An 18419-nucleotide genomic window follows, 5' to 3' on the forward strand; every position below is an offset into this window, starting at 1 on the left:
GTCCCTCCTTTCCCCTACATTTTAAAGGCTTGAGTCTTCCTAACGCTTGATACGAGTTGCGGTCCGTAACGCTCAGGAGATACGCCGTCCCGGTATTTGCGAAAAATGACGACGGCGTTATGTCCGCCGAAGCCGAAGGAATTGGACATGCCGATGTTCAGCTCCGCCGCCCGCGCGACATTCGGCACATAATCCAGATCGCATTCCGGATCAGGATGCTCAAGATTGATCGTCGGCGGAATAAGGCCCGCTTCCAGGCTCTTGACGAGAGCGATGGCTTCAGCCCCGCCGGCGGCCCCGAGCATATGCCCGGTCATCGACTTGTTGGCCGTCACCGGGATGCGGTAGGCATCCTCGCCGAACAGCGCCTTGATCGCCTTCGTCTCGGAGCGGTCGCCCAGCTCCGTACTCGTGGCGTGAGCGCTGATGACGTCAATCTCTCCAGGTTCGAGCCCGGCGGTACGCAGCGCCTGCTTCATAGCCCGGTACGCGCCCTCCCCTTCCGGGTGGGTAGCGACCATATGGTAAGCGTCGGAGCCTGCCCCGTAGCCGATCACCTCGGCGTAGATTCTCGCATCCCGCCGCTTCGCGTGCGACAGCGACTCCAGCACCAAAATGCCCGCGCCTTCACCGAGGACGAATCCGTCCCGCTTCGCGTCGAACGGCCTGCTGGCTCCCTGAATGTCATCATTCCGCACGGACAAGGCATGTGCGTTGCCGAAGCCAGCGAGAGAAATCTCGTTGACCGCCGCCTCCGCCCCGCCGGCCAGAATGACATCCGCTTCGCCGGAGCGGATAACCCGGAAGGCCTCGCCAATGGCCGTATTCCCGATGGAACAGGCGGTAACGGGCGACAGCGTCGGGCCCAGTGTTCCGAGGCGGATGCTGATCGTCGCAGCGGCCATGTTGGAGATCATCATCGGAACCAGCGTCGGACTGACCCGTTCCGGCCCGCGCTCCAGCAGCACCCGGTGCTGATCGAGCAGCGTGCCGATGCCCCCGATGCCCGAGCCGACATAGACGCCGACCTGTTCCATGTCCAGCGCCTCCTGCCTCAGTCCGGAGTCGGCCCATGCCTGATCGGCCGCAGCGGCCGCAAATTGGGTGAAGCGGTCCATGCGCCGCGCTTCCTTTCTCCCGAACAGGGCCTCGGCGTCGAAGCCCCGGACCTTCCCGGCGAACCTGGTCTTGTAAGCCTTCGTATCGAAGGCGTCGATTTCGCTGATGCCTGACCGCCCTTCCTTCAGTCCATCCCAGAATTCCTCAACGCCGCTGCCGAGCGGCGACACGATTCCCATGCCAGTTATTACGACTCTTTCCACGATTCAGCCCTCCAGCTCAAGTTATACCGCTATCATGCCATGCGTGTTATCCTATTACAAGTTGCTGTTTAAACTAGTATAATGAGTGCTAGGATAACAGGTGAACGGAATCGCACTAACGATATCGCACTAAGGGAATCAAAAGAATGGAATCGAGCATAGGGAGGAAGAATCATGAACGATCAAGCCAGACTGGAGGCGCTGTCCGCCTTCCTGAAGGCCCAGCGCGCCAAAATCACACCCGCTTCGGCCGGTCTGCCCGCCGGGGGCAGACGCAGAACGCCGGGCCTTCGGCGGGAAGAGGTCGCCCAGCTCGCGGGCGTCAGCACAACCTGGTACACCTGGCTGGAGCAGGGACGCGACATCAAGGCGTCATCTTCGGTGCTGGAGAATATCGCCAAGGCGCTCCGGCTGACCGCCGATGAGAGGCGGTATCTCCAGTCGCTCGCGCTGGAATCCCATGTCAGCCCCCCGGCTCCGCCCGAGGAGCAGCCCGAAATCCGGCCGGCGCTGCTCAAGATTATCCGGGAACTTAAATACTCCCCGGCCATCGTGATCGACCGCCGCTCCCGGATTGTCGGCTGGAACGACGCGGCCAGGCATGTCTTTCTCGATTTCGTGCAGGTCCCGGCGGAAGGCCGGAATCTGATCGAGCTTCTGTTCGCCCGCAAGGAGCTTCAGCGGCTGGCGGTGAACTGGGAGGATTTCGTAACCGGCTTCCTCGCGATCTTCCGGACGTATTACGGACAGTATGTGGAGGATGAATGGTATCGCGACTTCCTGCGGCATATGAGCGGACAGTATCCGGATTTCGACCGGCTGTGGCAGAGAAGCACTGTGAACAGCGCCCCTGACGTGCTGATCGAATTCCGGCACGCGAAGGCGGGCAAAATGCTGTTCGAGCTGACCTCCATGCAGGTGCACGGCAGCGCCGATCTGCGCTGCCTCATCTACACGCCGTCATCCGAGCGGACGGAGCTGAAGCTGATGAAGATCATCCGGGAGGCTTAGGCTTGCTCCAGCGGCGAGCGGACCAGCAGCCGCTTGATCGAAGCGTCCGCCTCGCGCAGCACTGTGTCCTTGTCGATCGTCTTCATCACGCCGCGCTCCATGACAAGCTTGCCGTTAATGATCGTGCTCTCCACGTCGGAGCGGGTTGCGGAATACACAATCCGCGAGACCGGATCGACGTCATAGGAAGGGAACGTATGAAAGTTGTTCAGATTGAGGATCGCCAGATCCGCTTTTTTCCCAACCTCCAGACTGCCGATTTCGTCCTCCAGGCCGACCGCCTTCGCTCCGCCGATTGTCGCCATCCGGAATACGGTCCGGGCATCCATCGCCGTCGGTCCGTGCTTCGGCTTCTGAATCAGAGCGGCCATCCGCATTTCTCCGAACATATCGAGGTTATTATTGCACGGGGCGCCATCTGCGCCAAGGCTCACCGACACATGCTCGTGAATCAGCCCCGGCGTGTCGGCGAAGCCGGACGCGAGCTTCATATTGGAGCCTGGACAATGGCTGACATGAACGCCCCGGTCACGCAGAATCCGCAGCTCCTCTTCGTCGAGCCAGACGCAGTGAGCCAGAATAAGCCGCTCGTTCGCCAGCCCGATATGATCAAGGTACACGATATTTCGCATGCCGGTCATCGCCTGCACAATCTCAATCTCGCCTAGATTCTCGGATGCGTGGGTATGCACATTGACCCCATAGCGTGCCGACAAATCACGGACCTCCTTCAGCAGCGGCTCGGTGCAGGAGACGACGAATCTCGGGGAAAAAGCGTACCGGATGCGGCCCCCGTCATAGCCGTTCCATTTCTCCAGCAAATCCACGCTCTCCTGCAGCGAAGCTGCCGTGTCCTCCTGAAGCGCGGCGGGAATGTCATCTCCCTTCTGGTCCATCATCACCTTGCCGGAGAGGGCGCGGATGCCGCTCTTCGCGATAGCCTGAAACGCGTAATCGGTGTAGCGCACCGTCTCCATATCGACGATCGTCGTCGTCCCGCTGGATATCAATTCGCCGAGTCCGAGCATGGCCGAGTAATAGAGCGATTCGCCGTCATGCGCCGCTTCCAGCGGCCAGATACGCTTGCGCAGCCAGTCCATCAGCTCCAGATCGTCCGCCTTCCCCCGGAAGAGCGTCTGGCACAGATGGATATGCGTCTGAACGAAGCCGGGAATCACCGTGCGGCCCGCGGCGTCCAGCACCTGCTCGCCTTGCAGCGGCGTCAGCCCGGCTCCGATTTCGGTGATCCGGTCATCCTTGATCCGAATATCCCCGTGTAAGATTTCCTCCCGTTCATTCATTGTGACAATCTGTGCATTCTTGATCAGAATACCGCTCATGACGATCTCCCCTCTCTGATTTATGCCCATATCCAAGCAAAAAGGCTACGAAAACATGCCTAGGCATATTCTCGTAGCCAGAAATTTACGGTTCCCGGTAGAAACCCTTAATCCAATCATTAAGGATATACGAAAAATTTAAAATATGATTAGCCCCATCTTAATTCAGGGACAGGTTATTTGTCAATAAGAGTTATGTTAAATAACATCTACTTTGAGAGAAGAGCCGGGCCAGGTTGTCCCTGTCCGGTTTAGGGTTTAGAATGGACAGAGAAAGCTTGAAGAAGGAGTGAATTCCATTGAAAAAGATCGCATGGATCGGAACAGGACATATGGGCGTGCCGATGGCCCGAAATTTGATTCAAGCCGGATATGGCCTGCATGTGTATAACCGGACGGCGGAAAGAGCGCAGCCGCTTGGAAGAGAAGGCGCGGTTCTCCGCAAGACTCCCGCCGAGGCAGCGGACGAGGCCGATGTTATCTTTCTGATGCTGACGAAGGGAGAAGCGGTCCGGGAGGTGCTGGAAGGCGAGAACGGCGTTCTCTCCCATCTGCGGGAAGGCGCGTATATCGTCAATATGAGTACGATTCTGACTGAGGAAGCGAAGGCTTTCGCGCGGCTTACGGAACAAGCGGGCGGCATATATGTGGATGCCCCTGTATCCGGCTCCGTGGGGCCGGCGACCAAAGGCCAGCTTGTCATTCTTGCCGGCTGCTCACCCGAGGCGCTTGAATACTGCACCCCGTTCTTTGACCGGCTGGGCAAATCGACGATTCACTTCGGCGATGTCGGCGCGGGCACCTCGGCGAAGCTTGCGATCAATCTGCTTCTCGGCGTCGTCGCCCAGGGTATCGGGGAAGCGCTGCTCTTCGGCGAAAGCTCTGGCCTGAAGCGGGAGCAGGTACTGCAGATGATCGACGAATCGGCCGTCTCGACGAAGCTGTTCGAGGCCAAGAAGATGATGTATGTAAAAGAGGAATTCCCGGCCGCATTCATGATCAGCCTTGTGGCCAAGGATCTGGGGCTTGTCCAGGATGAAGCGAAGCTGGCCGGTCTTACGCTGCCGCTTGCGGAAGCTGCCGGCAAGACGTATGCAGCAGCTGACCGGGAAGGCAGAGGAGAGCTGGATATGGCCGCCATCTTGCAGCAGCTCAAGGATATGCGCCAGAGCTGATTTAAGGGCGATCCGCCCATACAGCTCCTTACAGCTCCTAAAACACTTAAAACCCCGACTGCCTCACTATGGCAACGGGGTTTTAAGTCTCCTTATTGCTATTCAATTTTATTCATTTCCTCCTGCAACAATCCATACCCTTGACATGGTACACACTCCGATGATTCCATGTTGCTCAGATTGTTCCCAAATTTTCACTTGCCTGATACCCCGATTTCGGAGTATGTTCACCGAAATCTCCATGCCCTACAGGGTTGCTTGTTCTCCCCGCGTACACGATATTCGCGAAAAACGTTGTCACATCCGTCTTCCTTATATGCGATTATCGTACATTGTACGCTTCGCTAACCTTTTCCAATGGAATCCTGCTCCTTTCTCACAGGGACTTTTGTCCTACTTTGAAATAGCCTTCTTCCTTGCTCAGGTTACCTTTGGGTCCGATCCATACCTACCGGTCTTCTTAAAGGCCGTTGATCCTCAGCGCTTTAATCCCTTGGATCAGGTATGCACCGCATGTCTAGCCCATCGGAACTCTCTCCCTTCCTTTTTGTTAAGGAGTTTGGAGTATCACCTTCCGCGCTTGACTGAAAGACGATTGGCCGCTGAATTTGATTGAAACCTTCGCTTCAGAGCGTTATCCATCCGGCTTCTTCTTTTCGGGCCAGCTCATCTGGTGATGTCTTTATTATAGTCCGTGCATTTGAATATGGAAAACGCGCGGAAATGGGCTAAATCGCGCTATTTTCCTGTTTACGAATAATAGCAGAAACTAGCCCATTCGTTCTTACGTTTTTACGCAAATTTAACAATTTGCTCACGATTTCATTGCAACTGCTTACATTGGGAGAACATTAGTCCTCCACAGGCTTCAGCAGCTTCTCCATTACCGGAAAATTTGCAACCCGGCCCGGGAACCGGACCTCGCCCCGAGTCTCGTACCCCAGGCGGAGATACAGTCCGAGCGCTCTGTCGTTCTTGGCGTATGTATCCATGCGGATGCTGGAATAACCTTCGCGGACCGCCTGATCCTCGGCAAATGCGAGCAGGCGGCGGGCAATGCCTTTGCCCTGAATTCGCGGGTGAACCGCCAGCCGGTGCATAACCAGGTACCGGCCTTCCTTATGTACCCAGTCGATCGATTTGTATTCCTCAGCTTCGTTCTCGTCCAGAACGATAATGCCGGCAGGCGCGCCGTCGTCCTCGAGCACATAGATCGTTCCCTGCTCGATATCTTCGGCTATGACCTCCCGGTTCGGATAGCTTTCATTCCACTGGTCGCTGCCGCCCTCCCGCATCACGCGCACGCATTCGGCGATCAAAGCCATGATCTGCTCCAAATCGTCCATTCTTCCTTGTCTGATGACGTTCTCCATATTGGTCTTTAACCGCCCTTCTGCCAGTTGCCTAGTCTATGACTCTGCTTCTGATAGTCTATCATATAAGGCGGTGCAAGATGAAGCATCCGGCGGGGGAACGCGGCGGCAAAGAAGAGTTCTTTGCCGCCTGTCGATTTTATCCGAACTCCAGCTTATGACCATCCTCGAAGCCTTTTGCAAAGCCGGTGTCAAAGCCGATATCATAGGCTTCATTGAAGCCCTGCTGGTAGGCGTCTGCCGGCGCCGTCTCCGGAGGGACACCGGGATCGGCGGGAAGCGGCACCAATACCGTTTCAGGCTGAGCCGGCTCGGGCGGGGCCGGCGGATTGGGCGGCGTCGCGACAGCCGCGATCCGGCGGCGATGCTTGCCGCGGCGCAGCTTCAGCCCCTTCTTCCGCAGCCGGATGGCCGAACGCTTCCTGCCCACTCCTTTGCGCACCTTATGCGCAGCCCCTTTGCGGGCCTTGCGCAGTCTGGCCTTGCGCGTCAGCAGAACCCGGCGTGAGCCGGTTCTCTTCCCCTTCAGCGACTTCTTCCGGCCTGTTCTCTTCGTCTTCATCCCTGTCACCCCTTCTGTACGTCAAGCTGCCGCGCAGGACCTATGCGGGTGGCCTGAGCCAGCCACGGGGAAGAAGGCTCTCCTTCCCTGGGTCTCGGCAGCGAAATACCGGACATCATCCGGCACATGGCACTCTGGTATTCACTGAGCACCCTGACATTCTCGCACAACCTGCGGGCCGCAAGCTCCGAATGGCCGGTCACCTCCGCCACGGATTCCAGAATGGCGGCGAGCGCTGCCTGGCTCCTGGCGATCGAGCGGATCATTTCCAGCTTCACAGCCTGTTCCGAGAGCTGCGGCGCGCTCATTTGTCGTTGTCTCCTAAGCTGAAGCCGTCAGACAATCCACCAAAGCCTTCACCGTCGTCGCCGCTTCCGCCGTCTTCCTCGCCCGTGTCAAGCACGGCCTTCAAATTGCTGCAGAGGCCGTTCTCCAGCTTGGTCAGTCCTTCAACCAGCTCCACAATGACATCATGCATCGCGAGAGATTCCTTCAGCTGATCCTCATGCGTTTCGAAGGCCCGGGGATGCATGTGATGATGCGCCCATTGCTTGACCTTCTCCGCCTCCACGGCCTTGGCTTCCAGGATGATTGCGATGTTCCACTGGATCGCGGCGGTCGACTCCAGCATCTTCAGATACGATTCTTCTCTGCTCATCATCCGCCTCCCGCTATTCTTCTTCCTGACCCTGCATTTCCTTGATTACTCTCCCTATCTGTTCGGCCATCGCCTCCTGCAAATCCGCGAAAGCATTAAGATAGGAGATAATGTTCTTGTTCACACGGCCCGCGCTTTCAATGACGCCTTCAGTCCCTCCGAAGTCGGGCTCCGCATCCGGAAGGTCATGAACGATTTGAGCCATGCGGACGGCCACATGGCGCTCGGCGTCAAGAATGCGCGCCATCTGTTCGTGGGAATGGGCCATGTGCTCCAGTATTTTGGTGATATGGTTCTGCATGGTCATGTCTCCTTTGCTTTAGGCGCCCTGCATCAGCATATGCGCCGAAAGCCCGGCCGGTTACAGATAAGCTCCGAATCTTAAGGCCGTGATGAAACGGGCGTTCACCTGTTGGCGGGGTTGGCCGGGATGCAAGTAGCGCCAAAAAACCGCAGCACAGAATTCCCGGACCATGCAAAAAGGCCGCCCGTGAGCGATTCCCATCGCTCGCGCAGGCAGCCGGTTGGTTCTTCATTTGAGGGGGTTATTCCGACATAATGCGCTTCTGGCCTTCCAGGGCCCGGATTGGCGCGATATTTTGCGTAAACTCCAGCGTTCCCGTGTAGCGCCCTTCTTCATCCCGGACGGCAAAATACCGGATGTAGACGAATTTATCCTTGATCTGAATCCAGAAATCCTCGGCATCCTTGCGTCCGGATTTGAAGTCTTCCAGCAGCTTCTCCACCACATGCACACTTTGCGGCGGATGGCAGTTCTGCACGGTGCGGCCGATAACCGCCTTCGTACGGGCGAAGATCCGTTCCTTGCCATGCGAGAAATACCGGACCACATCGTTCTCGTCGATGAAGGTAATATCGACCGGGAGATGGTTCAGAATCAGCTCAAGCTGCTGTACGGACACGATTCCTGTCTCAAAACGGATAAAGCCCTGAGGCGCTTCGGCCCCGGCTCCGGTGCCAGCTGACGAATCCGTGGAGACTGCGGGCTCCGGCGCCCGCTCCGGAATCCATTCCTTCTCCGGCGCAGTCAGGCAGAAGCCGATGCTCTCGCTCTCCCCGGCGATTTTGACCCATTCGTCCTCGGTCAGCTTCTCCAGCGCCATCGGCAGCAAAATATTTTCTTCCTTAAAAATCATTTCGTTAACTTCCTTGATGATCAGCTCCAGCGCGGCTATAACTTCCTCACGTCCGCCTTCATAAGTGGTCAGCATCGCCTTGGCATCCTTGATCGCGCTGCGGATATTGTCATCGACGCCCCACATGACCTTCGTCGGGCCGTACACGCCGTATTTTTCAAGATAAGGAAAGAGGAGGTTCTCCTTGCGGCTGTAATGCTTGTCGATATCCATCAGAAGATTCAAGTCCTCCAGCAGCTTGTAAATGACAGCCGGACTGTCGTCATGTCCGAACTTATCCTTATGCAGTTCCAGACGAAATCCCGTCAGCTTCTCCAGCTCCCGGTTCTCCAGCTTGAAGGTATGCACGGGATGTCCGGGCTGTTCTTCGGGGTTTGACGAACGGTGAATCTCCTCGATCGAGCCCTTGAACACGGCCGTATGGACCGAGCACAGACGCTGAACTTCGGATACCGGAATGCCTTCCTCGGTCATCAGCGCATGCTCCAGCTCCGAAATTTCCGACACCGATACATTAAGGGTCGCTTCCTGGAAGCGCGCTTTGACCTCCTCTACATCCTTGCCAGCGTGCAGCTCCTTGATGATGTCCATCAGCATCTGCTGGCGTTCGCTGCGCTCCGGCGCCTGCGCCTCGCGGTTGTTAATGAGTTCGCTCATGATTACACACTCCTTCTCTAGTTCTCTATGCTAAAATGCTGAACCCGCGGCGCCGGAACGCCTCCTTGACGGTGTCCGCATCCATCCGCTTCAGCTTGATTCCCTTCTCCAACGTCATGAACCGTCCGGCTGTCTGCAGCATGCCCGGCTTGGCGATATCCTTGAAGCCCAGCTCAACCATGATATCCACCGTTTCCGGCCAGCGGGTGGCCAGGTCATACACCGTTTCATCCATGCGCATCGTTTTGTCCATGATTCCTACGCTCCCTTGCCGTCTCTGATTCTTGATCCTAATCAACTGATAACTATTCTCAACAACAGAGTAACACGGGCATTCAGCCCGGATTGTGATTGCAATCACAAAGTTTAAATTTTAATTAATCATCACGCAAAAAAAGCCTCCAAGAGCGCCGCCCAGTCATCTAGGCAAGGCCATTCTCTCTTGGAGGCTTCTGAATTTAAGCTCGCGTTGCAATCCTCTTACAGCTCACTGCCCCGGGATCAGCCCGCCTTCCGGTTCAAGGCGTCGGCTCCGGCGTCCTTGATCCCCCGGCTGAATACGCCAAGCACGGGGAGCAGCAGCACACCCGCCGCCAGCAGTGAAGCCCGAATGGAGAACCGGCTGCCGATCCAGCCGACCGCCGGGCCGCCTGCGCTCTGCCCGAAGGCATCGGCCTGGCTGACCATCGACAGGACGGTCGCCCGGGTGCGGCTCTCCAGATTCCGGTTCAGCCAGGTGGCGTACAGCGGCTCGGCCACCGCTGAAGCGATGCTGACCGTCAGCACCGCCGCAGCCGCACCGCCGAACGATGGCGACAGCGCCAGTCCCGTTATGCCCAGCGCGCGGATCGCTGTCAGCAGCAATAAGGAGATGGACAGCGTACGCCCGCTGTTCGTGTCGATTCTGCGCTCGGCAGCATGTACGGCTGCCATGCCGAACAGCGTGGCTGCTGCGCTGAAGATGCCGAACCAGAGCGCCGGCGTTATCGGCCCCGCCGGAAAGCCGATGCCGTTCATCATATAGGCTTCCCACAGCCGGTCATACCCTTCCGAGGCGGCGCCCGTGAAGACGGTTATTACCACCATGGCGATCAGCAGCGGGCTGCGGCGCACCACGGCAGCGCCGTCCAGCCAGGCCTTTCGCATCTCGCGCAGAGGCGATTCTCCCCGGCCTTCGGTTCGCGGAACAAACCCCGTTTCTTTCATTCTGGCGATAAGATAGACGCCAAGAATCAAATACAGCATACCGCCAGCCAGATAAGGCAGATTGGGCATCAGTGTCGACAGACCGACGCTGATGCCGATGCCGGCGAGGGAGGCGGCCAGATTTATTTTTTGAGCGCGCATAAAAAGCCCGCCAGCCTCCTGCTCGCCGACTTCGTCCACGATCCAGGCCGTATCCGCTCCGCTGATGAACGTCCAGCCTATCCCGAACAGCAGCTGGGCTGCCAGAATGATGCCAAATGCCGGAAGCATGGCAGACCCTCCGGACAGCCAGACGGCGCTTCCTTCAAGGGTGAAGCCTCCGCCAAGAATGAACATGCCGATAATCACCGAGCGTCTGCGTCCATAGGTATCGGCAACAACTCCAGTAATACCTTCAAAAATCAGCACCGTAAGCTCCAGCGCCGTCCCGATCAGCATCAGCTGAAGGGGAGTAAACCCGAGCTCTTTGACATAATAAATCGTATAGGTTGTAAACATCGTGCTTCCCGCCAGGGAAGTCAAAAACTTCATTCGGGTGTAAACCCGGGCCGCTTCATGCGAATGCCGCATTCCTATTCCGCCTCTCCATCTTGGCAGGCGGACCTCTGACAATTGTGTTGATTGATTATTCGAATCTCACTAATCAGTCAAGCTGTCCGGACCGCACTGCCGCTTTTTCATACCCTTCTTCGTTACCAAGCTGTGAATACGATAAAATACAAGCCATGCTGCGCTGTTGGATTTTTAACATAATCAAGCACCTCCGTTGTCAATTATTTCTATTGTATACGGGCTGTTCCGAAATGAATAGACTCGATTAACTTCTGTACCTTAGCCGCGATCCTGATTAAGACTCTCCGATTGTCCATTCTGATCCTTGCAATGCAGTGGACCGGCGGACAACCAGCTTCGGCTCCACCCAGCGGTGCCCCTCCGCCTGAACGGCATTCGGCTCGTTAATCCGTGCCATCAGCATGTCTCCTGCTGCGACTCCAAGCGCGAACGTATCCATGTCGAGACAGGTCAGTGGAGGCGTCGTATACGGAGCAAGCGGCCTGTTGTCAAAGGTGGCGATCCCGATGTCGCCGGGAACCGAGATCCCCCGCTCGCCAAGCTCCTGAAGTGCGCCAAATGCCACGAGGTTGCTCACGCAGACAATCGAGTCCGGAGCTTGGCTAAGGGAGAGCAGCTTACGCGTGAGCTTGCGCCCGTTGGCCTCATTGGCGTAGCCGGGGAACACAACCGGGGTTGTTATATGCGGCAGCGCATCCCGAAAGCCCGCTACTCTCGCGCCGAACAGCGGGTCGCACTCTTCACCGCCGATAAATGCGGGGCTCCGGTAACCTCGGGCGAGCAAATGCTTCGTCAGAGTCGCGGCTCCACTGCGATTGTCGATATCGACCCATCTCAAGGGACGGACTCCCGGCAGTTCTCCAATAACGATATAAGGAAAGTTCCGTTCGTTAAGCGCTTGCGCCAGCTTTGGGGTCAGGATTGAGTTGTCCAAAATTATTCCGTCCACTTTGCGGCCAAGCACGAAGCGGCTTAAGAACCGGTCCCGTCCGATATGTTCAATATTGCAGATCGTCAGCTCATAATCGAGCGGTCCGATGACGCTCTCAACACCGCCGATAATATCGTAGAAGGAGTAATTCAAGAAATCGCTTTTGCGTGAAAGGTCGATGATGAGTCCGATGTTATAGCATTTCTGCTTGGCCAGCCGGGTAGCGAAGCTGCTCGGCTCGTAATTCATTTCCAGCATGATGGCCCGGACTTTGTCCTTGGTAGCCTCCGATATAGTCGGTGAATCGTTCAGAACTTTGGATACAGTTGATTTGGCTACGTTCGCCGCTCTGGCGATATCGTTAATCGTTACTTTCATCGGCTTGGGTCCTCCAGCATTCCAGGTTTGTCCAATTATACTTGATCGGAAGGGAGAGCGAAAAGCCGGAATTCCGCTCCAAACGCCAAAAGCACGGAATCTCGGCTCTCCCCCGGGGGACGGGCAGCGCCAGATTCCGTGCTCTGAATCAATACCTACGAGTTAACGTTGTTAATTTTGCCAGTCAACCGATATCGTTCCAACGCCGCTGGTCGGCGAGGTATACGTATGATTGCTGCCGCCTTCCCATGTTACCGTAGTGCCGTTGGATTTGATGAATTTGAACTGCAGTGCCGTACCCGCCGGAACGCTGACATCGAAATACCAGGTCGGGTAAGATGCTTCAACCACATTGTACATCGGACCGATCGCTTTGGCTGTGCTCCAGGCGCCAAGCTCGGCGGCACTGCCGACCAGATAAACACTGGTTCCAAGGGAGGTGGTGGCATTGTTGACTTTAAAGCGAACGGTAACCTGATCCGCGGTCAGCACGTTGAAGTTGTTGAACGCGGCGCTGGTCGTGCCGGAAGAATTGGCTACTTTAACAGTCGTAATGCCTGCGGCCACGCTTGGTATCTTCACTTTGATTTCGCTATCTTCCCAGCTTACGATGTTCGAGCCGGTAACAGCCGTTGTGCCAAAGTAGACAGTGCCGGCTGTGCTGCCGAATCCGCGTCCGTCAATGGTGATGGTGTTGCCTGGCTTGCCCATAGTCGGACCGACATTGGCGATAGTCGGCGTCGTCTCGGATGTGGAGTACTGCCATACCGCTGTTCCGCCGGCCGCAAGTGTGAAGTTGCTGACGGCGCCGCCGCTGACGCTAATGGAGTTGCCGTTCAGCAGTCCGCCGAGGACATCCGTGTAGGTGCCCGCAGGGAGCGAGCTGAGCAGACCCGAGACCGGATAAGACGTCGTCGTGTTGCGGTTAATGGCAACCAGAGCGACGCTGTTGCCGAACTTCCGCTCATAAATGTATACGTCATTGTTCATCCAGCGCTGGGTGGTTGTTCCGTAAGCGATAGCCGGATTGGTCTTCCGCAGCGGCGCAAGCGCCTTGATTACCTTGTAAGCCGTTGTTGTGTTGTCAAACGACGTCATCATCGCCCGGTTGTTCGGATCGCCGACACCGGTCATATACTGCTCCGTGCCGTAGTAAATCGCCGGAACTCCGCGCGAGGTCAAGGTCAGCGCAAGCGCCTGCTCGGTTGGCCGGGTGCTGGCGCCCGCAACCTGGAAGCGGTCCATATCATGATTGTCGATAAAGGTGACCATGTTATTGATGTAGTTATAGCTGGATGCGGTACTGTTAATAACGTTGTTCAGGTCAGTCATCGTTTCCGATTTATCCTTGAATACTTCCCGTACCTCCTGGGCGTAAGCGAAGTCAAGCAGATTCATACCGCTGTTGTTGGCAAAATTGATATTGTCCGAGCTTGTCTCGTTAGAGCCCAGGAACCATTCGCCAAAGGTAAAGACCGGATGGCTGCTGCTGTAGATCGAGGAGACGAAGCTCTTTTGCCAGCCGAACGGCATATGCTTCACTGCGTCGAACCGGATACCGTCTACCCCCATACCAAGCCACAGCTGGATGGCATCCTTAAAGTAAGCGTCAATTGTGTTGTTGTTCTGATTGATGTCCGCAAGGTCATACAGATTTTTGTAGATACCACTTTCAATTGTGGAGAAATCGGTGCCGCCGTTGTGATGGAACAGGCCGTTCGGGTCGCTGCCATATTTGGCAAGCAGTGTACCGTTATCGTAGAGAGCGCCGTTCTCCGCGAAGCTGGCGTCCGTCGATGAAGCCGGGCTGGTGTGATTCGGGGCGAAGTCGATGATCACCTTCAAATTATGCGAATGCGCTGTATCGATCAGGGTTTGAAAATCGCTGAAGCTGCCGAAGGCCGTATTGGTCTTCTTGAAATCGCGGGCCCAATAACCGTGGTATGCGGTGTTGTTAACGCCGGAATAGTTGATGACGGAGGTGATGTTCTCGACCGGCTGGGAAATCCAGATGGCCGTAACCCCCATGTCGGTCAGATAACCGTCATTGATCTTGTTGGTGATTCCTTTCCAGTCCCCTCCGAAGTAGAGCTTCAAATTGGAATGATCGCTGCTAAATGCCGATCCTGTCGGGTTGTTAGAAGAATCTCCATCTGAGAAACGGTCGGTTACGATTTGATAAATAACATCCGTGCTGTAGTCCAGCTTGTTGCTTACGCTGGTATCCGGAGACGCCCATGCAGGCAGTGCGGCAACCAGAGCCATACTAATGGATAATGTTACAGCTGACAAGACTTTTGAATACGATTTCATTCATGACTCTCCTCTCAAAATGAACTTCTCGAGCGAAGCAAACGATTGCATGAATCTGCGAACTTCGCCGTCCTGTGAATACCGGCACATCATTGCCAATTACCGATCATCCGGGATCCTCCAAGCCGCCATGTTGTTGCTGCATTCCATGAAAAAGTTAACTTACAGCTTTCTTACACCATTCGAAAGAAACCGGTTTCCTTCTACAAAATACCATCTATTCTTTATACAAGTCAATACCTAATTTTGGGAGAATAAAGAAAAACACGCCGCCTTTACGGCAGCGCGTCCTTCAGCTTTTCTCCGGCTTCGCGCAGAGAATCGAATGTCCCCGCATCACTCCACCATTCCTTGAGCACATCATAGCTTAGCTTGCGGTCTGCGGCATACAGGTTGTTGACATCGGTAATCTCCAGCTCGCCCCGTTTGGAGGGTGTGATTCGCCGGATGATATCGAATACAGCTTCGTCATACATGTAAATGCCGGTCACGCAGTATTCGCTCTTCGGCTGCTTCGGTTTCTCTTCGATTCGGGAAATCCAGCCGGCATCCGTAGTGTCAAAGACCGGAACGCCATACCTGCGGGCGTCATCCACCGGCTTGAGCAGCACTTTGGCGGTGCCCTCGGGCTGGCGCAAATAGCCCTCCACATATGGTGCGAGATCTTCGGTGAACAGATTATCACCGAGCAGAACGATGAACCGTTCCCCGGATGAGATAAAGCCTTTCGCCAGCTCAAGAGCCTCGGCGATTCCGCCGGCCGCTTCCTGAATTTTATATGTTAGGGACACGCCGAAAGCGGTGCCGCTCCCCAGAAAATCCGTGTACATCCCGGCGGACTGCTTGCTGATGACCAGCAGAATGTCGGTGATCCCCGCCTTGCGCAGCCGGTCAATCCCGTAGCATATCATCGGATATCTGCCGACCGGAAGCAAATGCTTGTTCATGAGCCGGGTCAGCGGATAAAGCCGCGTTCCGGTTCCGCCTGCCAAGATGACTCCTTTCATAAGCCATTCCTCCCTATCTATGATGTGATGCCGGGAACGACCGGCGCGCCGTTAGATGAACAGCGCAGGGTCCACTCCCCACTTGTCGATATACCGTCTGCGGCCCTGCTCGATCAGTTCCTGCCAGCCGCCGCTGTAGACCTCCCGGAAGCTTGCGCTTCCTTCGTGATGCACGAGACAATCCCCGGCAATCAGGAGCCGGTAGCTCTGAAGCCGTACGCGCAGGCAGAAATCATCATCTTCAAAATGTCCCGGGGAAAACCTCTCATCCAGAAGTCCCACCCGGTCCAGCACTTCTCTCTTGAACAGCAGGCACAATCCGACCAGCCGGCGTGTCTCCCGCCATTTGGACGGGTCGGGCCGATTCGCCTCCTCCGCCGCGGCAAAGAATCCGGCTCTGTCGCTATAGCAGACATCCACCCGCTGCCTTCCGCTTGCGTAATTCGTTACCGGTCCGACCATGCCGACGTCTGCTGCGCTGTACAGTGCAGTTTTTAAATTGGACAGCCAGCCCTTCGCGACCATGACATCATTATTCAGCAGCAGCAGCTCGTCGCCGGAAGCGATAAGCAGCCCCCGGTTGCACGCCGCCGGAAATCCGGCGTTGAACGGCAGGGACAAAAAGGGAATCCGCTCCTCCCGGCAGTATTCCGCCGTCCCGTCTACCGAGGCGTTATCCACAACAATCAGTTCATAAGGCTCCGCCGTATAGAAGCGGATTGATTCCACACAGGCTTTCAAGAGGCCCAGTCCGTTATAGGTCGGGATAATTATGCTGGTGGTCATGGCTGATTCCTCCATGCGGCCAGCCGGCTTCGGAAGCCAGGGCCTCCCGCCTCGCGGAATTTTCGTACCCCGCCCCGGGCGAGAACTTCGGCCAGCGCCTCGGCGTGATCGCCGAGAATCATCTGCTCCACGGCATTTCCCGCTCCCGTATTGCTTCTTCGCACCCGGTTGCGTCCGATTACGTTGACAGAGGCGGCATTCTTCACGATCAATTCGTTCAGCACGGCCGCTGCCTGCGCCTTGGGCGGAACTGTCAATGTCTTTGGTCCGATGACGGTCAGCGCCCGGCGGGATAGCGCATGCGGAACGGCCGTCATGGAGGAAGCCCCCAAATCCTGCCGCCCGATCGCAAGATTGAGGAACAGCTTGCAGCGGGTGACCGGATCAGTATGTCCGAATGAGGGAAGCAGCGGATTCAAATCGTTGAGCGCCACGTCGGCTCCTTCATCGACGGCGGTAACGAAAGGAGCCAACGCCGGAGCAGGAATCGCCATATCCCCATCCAGGAATAACAGAATGTCACCCCGGCTGAGTCTGGCGCCAATCGCGCGCCCTACATCATGCCCAGCCGAATCGGGATAATGGACCACTATCGCACCGGTCGATTGGCGGGCCCGCCGATAACTCTCGTCGGTGCACCCGTTCAGTACGACGATCAATTCCTCCGGCAGCAGTCTTTCGGCTTCACGAAGCACAGCCGGGAGAGTCGCTTCCTCATTCTGTGCCGAGACGATGACCGACAGCGTTCCCCGGCGAGCGGGGGGACGCCAGCGTGCGCCGGGGGCGGGGCGCGCTGCTGTCATGGTCCCGGACTTCAACCTGGTTCTCTCATGCGCTGCGCGAGAGAGAACCGGCGCATGTATAACCGCCGCTTTTGGAGCCTTACGTTTTCTTCCGGTCCTGGGCGTTCCAGCGCTGCCGCTCCTGTGATCTCTTAGGCGGCGTTCCGCCGCATGCGATCTTCGCATCGTATTCATCTTCTGTCACCTCACCATCTCCCGCCGACGTCTGCCATCCGGATAGCCGGCTCGCTCTCCAAGCCGCTCGAGCAAAATCGCAGCCGCCTGTAAATGATCCGAGACAATGATGTCTGCCAGCGGATCGCGGCCGCCTTTTCTGCGGCGTATGGCATTCATCCGCCCAACCGGGACCAGGTGCACCGCCTCTACCCGAAGTCCTTCCAGCACCGCCCGGGCCTGAGCTGCCGGCGGACAGGACAGCATGCCCGTGCCAAGCGTCTCAAGCGCTCTTCGGCTCAACGCATGCGGTACAGTCGTCATGGAGCAGCCGTGGAGATCGGGACGTCCGAGCAGAAGATTGAGCGCATGCTTGGAAAGAACAACAGGATGAGGACGCCGCTTCTTTAGCGCTCCTGAATAGCGGTTCAACGCAATATCAATGCCGTGGCCGACCGCTTTGACGAACGGAGACAGCCGTTTGGCGGATATGACGATATCTCCGTCCGTGAAGAGCAGAATGTCGCCTTTCGCTGCTTCCGCTCCTACACTGCGTCCGACATCATGTCCCAGCGGCTCCAGGTATACAAGCACTCGCGCGCCGGAAGCTGCTGCGATATCCGCCGTATGGTCAGAGGAGCCGTTGACGACGACAATCACCTCGCAGCGCGGGGCGACTCTTTGCGCCTCAGTGACGACCTTGGCGATTGTGCTCTCCTCGTTCATAGCCGGGATAATGACCGATACCAGGGACTCCTTGCCGTCCGGCGCATCCGGCAGGTGTCCGGCAGGAACGGGAATATGCGGGGACTTGCTCTTGACTGCGCGTCTAGCTCCGGATTGTCCGGGTCTGCGGCTCAAGGTGCGGAGAGCGGGCGATTTTGCCGGCGTACGACGGATCGGTGCAGCTTTGTGTCTCGGACTTCGCGTTCGCTTGGCTGATTTCATGCTCATCACTTCCTCCCCTGCAGAGCATTCCCCGGGCGGGGTTCATCACAGTGTATGCCACCGGAC

General features: G+C 56.7%; 18 protein-coding genes and 1 riboswitch. Of the genes, 2 read left to right on the forward strand and 16 right to left on the reverse strand.

The genetic code is table 11. The annotated features are described in order from the left end of the window. Nucleotides 1–14: 14 nt before the first annotated feature. Complete coding sequence (gene fabF / locus KIH86_RS08180) at nt 15–1322, reverse strand: beta-ketoacyl-ACP synthase II (protein ID WP_223083075.1); 1308 nt, start codon at nt 1320–1322, stop codon at nt 15–17. A 174-nt stretch (nt 1323–1496) separates the two neighbouring features. On the opposite strand from fabF, the gene KIH86_RS08185 reads away from it, so the two are divergent. Further along, on the forward strand, nt 1497–2333 hold the full coding sequence (locus tag KIH86_RS08185) for a helix-turn-helix transcriptional regulator (protein ID WP_223083076.1): 837 nt from the start codon (nt 1497–1499) through the stop codon (nt 2331–2333). On the opposite strand, the gene KIH86_RS08190 is transcribed toward KIH86_RS08185, so the two are convergent. After that, nucleotides 2330–3673 carry a 5'-deoxyadenosine deaminase gene (locus KIH86_RS08190; protein WP_223083077.1) on the reverse strand — a complete coding sequence of 448 codons (1344 nt, stop codon included), beginning with the start codon at nt 3671–3673 and terminating at the stop codon, nt 2330–2332. The two genes, KIH86_RS08185 and KIH86_RS08190, sit on opposite strands and share 4 nt — an antisense overlap. A 54-nt stretch (nt 3674–3727) precedes the next feature. Continuing rightward, nucleotides 3728–3826, reverse strand: a riboswitch (purine riboswitch). Between the two features lie 146 nt (nt 3827–3972). Here KIH86_RS08190 and KIH86_RS08195 point away from each other — a divergent pair. Further along, nucleotides 3973–4848: an NAD(P)-dependent oxidoreductase gene (locus KIH86_RS08195; protein ID WP_223083078.1), complete on the forward strand. Its 876-nt coding sequence runs from the start codon at nt 3973–3975 to the stop codon at nt 4846–4848. 851 nt (nt 4849–5699) lie between these two features. Here the strand turns inward: KIH86_RS08195 and KIH86_RS08200 are convergent. From KIH86_RS08200 to KIH86_RS08265, 14 genes are all read right to left on the reverse strand, one after another. Further along, complete coding sequence (locus tag KIH86_RS08200) at nt 5700–6221, reverse strand: GNAT family N-acetyltransferase (RefSeq protein WP_223083079.1); 522 nt, start codon at nt 6219–6221, stop codon at nt 5700–5702. Between the two features lie 139 nt (nt 6222–6360). Then, the gene (locus KIH86_RS29475; RefSeq protein ID WP_235775317.1) at nt 6361–6783 is read right to left on the reverse strand and encodes a hypothetical protein; all 423 of its coding nucleotides are present in this window, start codon (nt 6781–6783) and stop codon (nt 6361–6363) included. 5 nt (nt 6784–6788) lie between these two features. Further along, complete coding sequence (locus KIH86_RS08210; RefSeq protein ID WP_223083080.1) at nt 6789–7091, reverse strand: hypothetical protein; 303 nt, start codon at nt 7089–7091, stop codon at nt 6789–6791. Then, nucleotides 7088–7441 carry a restriction endonuclease subunit S gene (locus KIH86_RS08215; RefSeq protein WP_223083081.1) on the reverse strand — a complete coding sequence of 118 codons (354 nt, stop codon included), beginning with the start codon at nt 7439–7441 and terminating at the stop codon, nt 7088–7090. Before KIH86_RS08215 ends, KIH86_RS08210 begins: the two co-directional genes overlap by 4 nt. A gap of 13 nt (nt 7442–7454) precedes the next feature. Then, nucleotides 7455–7742, reverse strand: a complete 288-nt coding sequence (locus tag KIH86_RS08220; RefSeq protein ID WP_223083082.1) for a protein kinase family protein — start codon at nt 7740–7742, stop codon at nt 7455–7457. 244 nt (nt 7743–7986) lie between these two features. Next, complete coding sequence (locus KIH86_RS08225; RefSeq protein WP_223083083.1) at nt 7987–9255, reverse strand: DUF438 domain-containing protein; 1269 nt, start codon at nt 9253–9255, stop codon at nt 7987–7989. Between the two features lie 25 nt (nt 9256–9280). Beyond that, on the reverse strand, nt 9281–9508 hold the full coding sequence (locus tag KIH86_RS08230) for a DUF1858 domain-containing protein (RefSeq protein WP_223083084.1): 228 nt from the start codon (nt 9506–9508) through the stop codon (nt 9281–9283). A gap of 248 nt (nt 9509–9756) precedes the next feature. Next, nucleotides 9757–11031 (reverse strand): MFS transporter, encoded by a 1275-nt coding sequence (locus tag KIH86_RS08235; RefSeq protein ID WP_223083085.1) that lies wholly within the window; start codon nt 11029–11031, stop codon nt 9757–9759. Between the two features lie 277 nt (nt 11032–11308). Beyond that, on the reverse strand, nt 11309–12343 hold the full coding sequence (locus KIH86_RS08240; RefSeq protein WP_223083086.1) for a LacI family DNA-binding transcriptional regulator: 1035 nt from the start codon (nt 12341–12343) through the stop codon (nt 11309–11311). A 171-nt stretch (nt 12344–12514) separates the two neighbouring features. Then, the gene (locus KIH86_RS08245) at nt 12515–14656 is read right to left on the reverse strand and encodes an alpha-amylase family glycosyl hydrolase (protein ID WP_223083087.1); all 2142 of its coding nucleotides are present in this window, start codon (nt 14654–14656) and stop codon (nt 12515–12517) included. A 275-nt stretch (nt 14657–14931) separates the two neighbouring features. Continuing rightward, nucleotides 14932–15663 (reverse strand): sugar phosphate nucleotidyltransferase, encoded by a 732-nt coding sequence (locus tag KIH86_RS08250; protein WP_223083088.1) that lies wholly within the window; start codon nt 15661–15663, stop codon nt 14932–14934. A 51-nt stretch (nt 15664–15714) separates the two neighbouring features. Continuing rightward, nucleotides 15715–16449: a glycosyltransferase family 2 protein gene (locus KIH86_RS08255; RefSeq protein ID WP_223083089.1), complete on the reverse strand. Its 735-nt coding sequence runs from the start codon at nt 16447–16449 to the stop codon at nt 15715–15717. Then, nucleotides 16446–17252: a glycosyltransferase family 2 protein gene (locus KIH86_RS08260; protein WP_223083090.1), complete on the reverse strand. Its 807-nt coding sequence runs from the start codon at nt 17250–17252 to the stop codon at nt 16446–16448. The genes KIH86_RS08255 and KIH86_RS08260 overlap by 4 nt, the downstream gene beginning before the upstream one ends. Before the next feature lie 180 nt (nt 17253–17432). Continuing rightward, a complete protein-coding gene (locus tag KIH86_RS08265; RefSeq protein ID WP_235775318.1) occupies nt 17433–18359 on the reverse strand; it encodes a glycosyltransferase family 2 protein in 927 nt (308 codons plus the stop codon). Between the last annotated feature and the right edge of the window lie 60 nt (nt 18360–18419).

Origin of the sequence: Paenibacillus sinensis (assembly GCF_019904155.1) — a bacterium.
GTDB classification, from domain to species: Bacteria; Bacillota; Bacilli; order Paenibacillales; family Paenibacillaceae; genus Paenibacillus_AQ; species Paenibacillus_AQ sinensis.

Coding starts and splice junctions, on each gene's coding strand:
- KIH86_RS08210 (WP_223083080.1), bottom strand. CDS start 7,091: ATGAGCGCGCCGCAGCTCTCGGAACAGGCTGTGAAGCTGGAAATGATC.
- KIH86_RS08185 (WP_223083076.1), top strand. CDS start 1,497: ATGAACGATCAAGCCAGACTGGAGGCGCTGTCCGCCTTCCTGAAGGCC.
- KIH86_RS08200 (WP_223083079.1), bottom strand. CDS start 6,221: ATGGAGAACGTCATCAGACAAGGAAGAATGGACGATTTGGAGCAGATC.
- KIH86_RS08255 (WP_223083089.1), bottom strand. CDS start 16,449: ATGACCACCAGCATAATTATCCCGACCTATAACGGACTGGGCCTCTTG.
- KIH86_RS08225 (WP_223083083.1), bottom strand. CDS start 9,255: ATGAGCGAACTCATTAACAACCGCGAGGCGCAGGCGCCGGAGCGCAGC.
- KIH86_RS08230 (WP_223083084.1), bottom strand. CDS start 9,508: ATGGACAAAACGATGCGCATGGATGAAACGGTGTATGACCTGGCCACC.
- KIH86_RS08265 (WP_235775318.1), bottom strand. CDS start 18,359: ATGAGCATGAAATCAGCCAAGCGAACGCGAAGTCCGAGACACAAAGCT.
- KIH86_RS08250 (WP_223083088.1), bottom strand. CDS start 15,663: ATGAAAGGAGTCATCTTGGCAGGCGGAACCGGAACGCGGCTTTATCCG.
- KIH86_RS29475 (WP_235775317.1), bottom strand. CDS start 6,783: ATGAAGACGAAGAGAACAGGCCGGAAGAAGTCGCTGAAGGGGAAGAGA.
- KIH86_RS08220 (WP_223083082.1), bottom strand. CDS start 7,742: ATGCAGAACCATATCACCAAAATACTGGAGCACATGGCCCATTCCCAC.
- KIH86_RS08235 (WP_223083085.1), bottom strand. CDS start 11,031: ATGCGGCATTCGCATGAAGCGGCCCGGGTTTACACCCGAATGAAGTTT.
- KIH86_RS08215 (WP_223083081.1), bottom strand. CDS start 7,441: ATGAGCAGAGAAGAATCGTATCTGAAGATGCTGGAGTCGACCGCCGCG.
- KIH86_RS08245 (WP_223083087.1), bottom strand. CDS start 14,656: ATGAAATCGTATTCAAAAGTCTTGTCAGCTGTAACATTATCCATTAGT.
- KIH86_RS08240 (WP_223083086.1), bottom strand. CDS start 12,343: ATGAAAGTAACGATTAACGATATCGCCAGAGCGGCGAACGTAGCCAAA.
- KIH86_RS08190 (WP_223083077.1), bottom strand. CDS start 3,673: ATGAGCGGTATTCTGATCAAGAATGCACAGATTGTCACAATGAATGAA.
- KIH86_RS08260 (WP_223083090.1), bottom strand. CDS start 17,252: ATGACAGCAGCGCGCCCCGCCCCCGGCGCACGCTGGCGTCCCCCCGCT.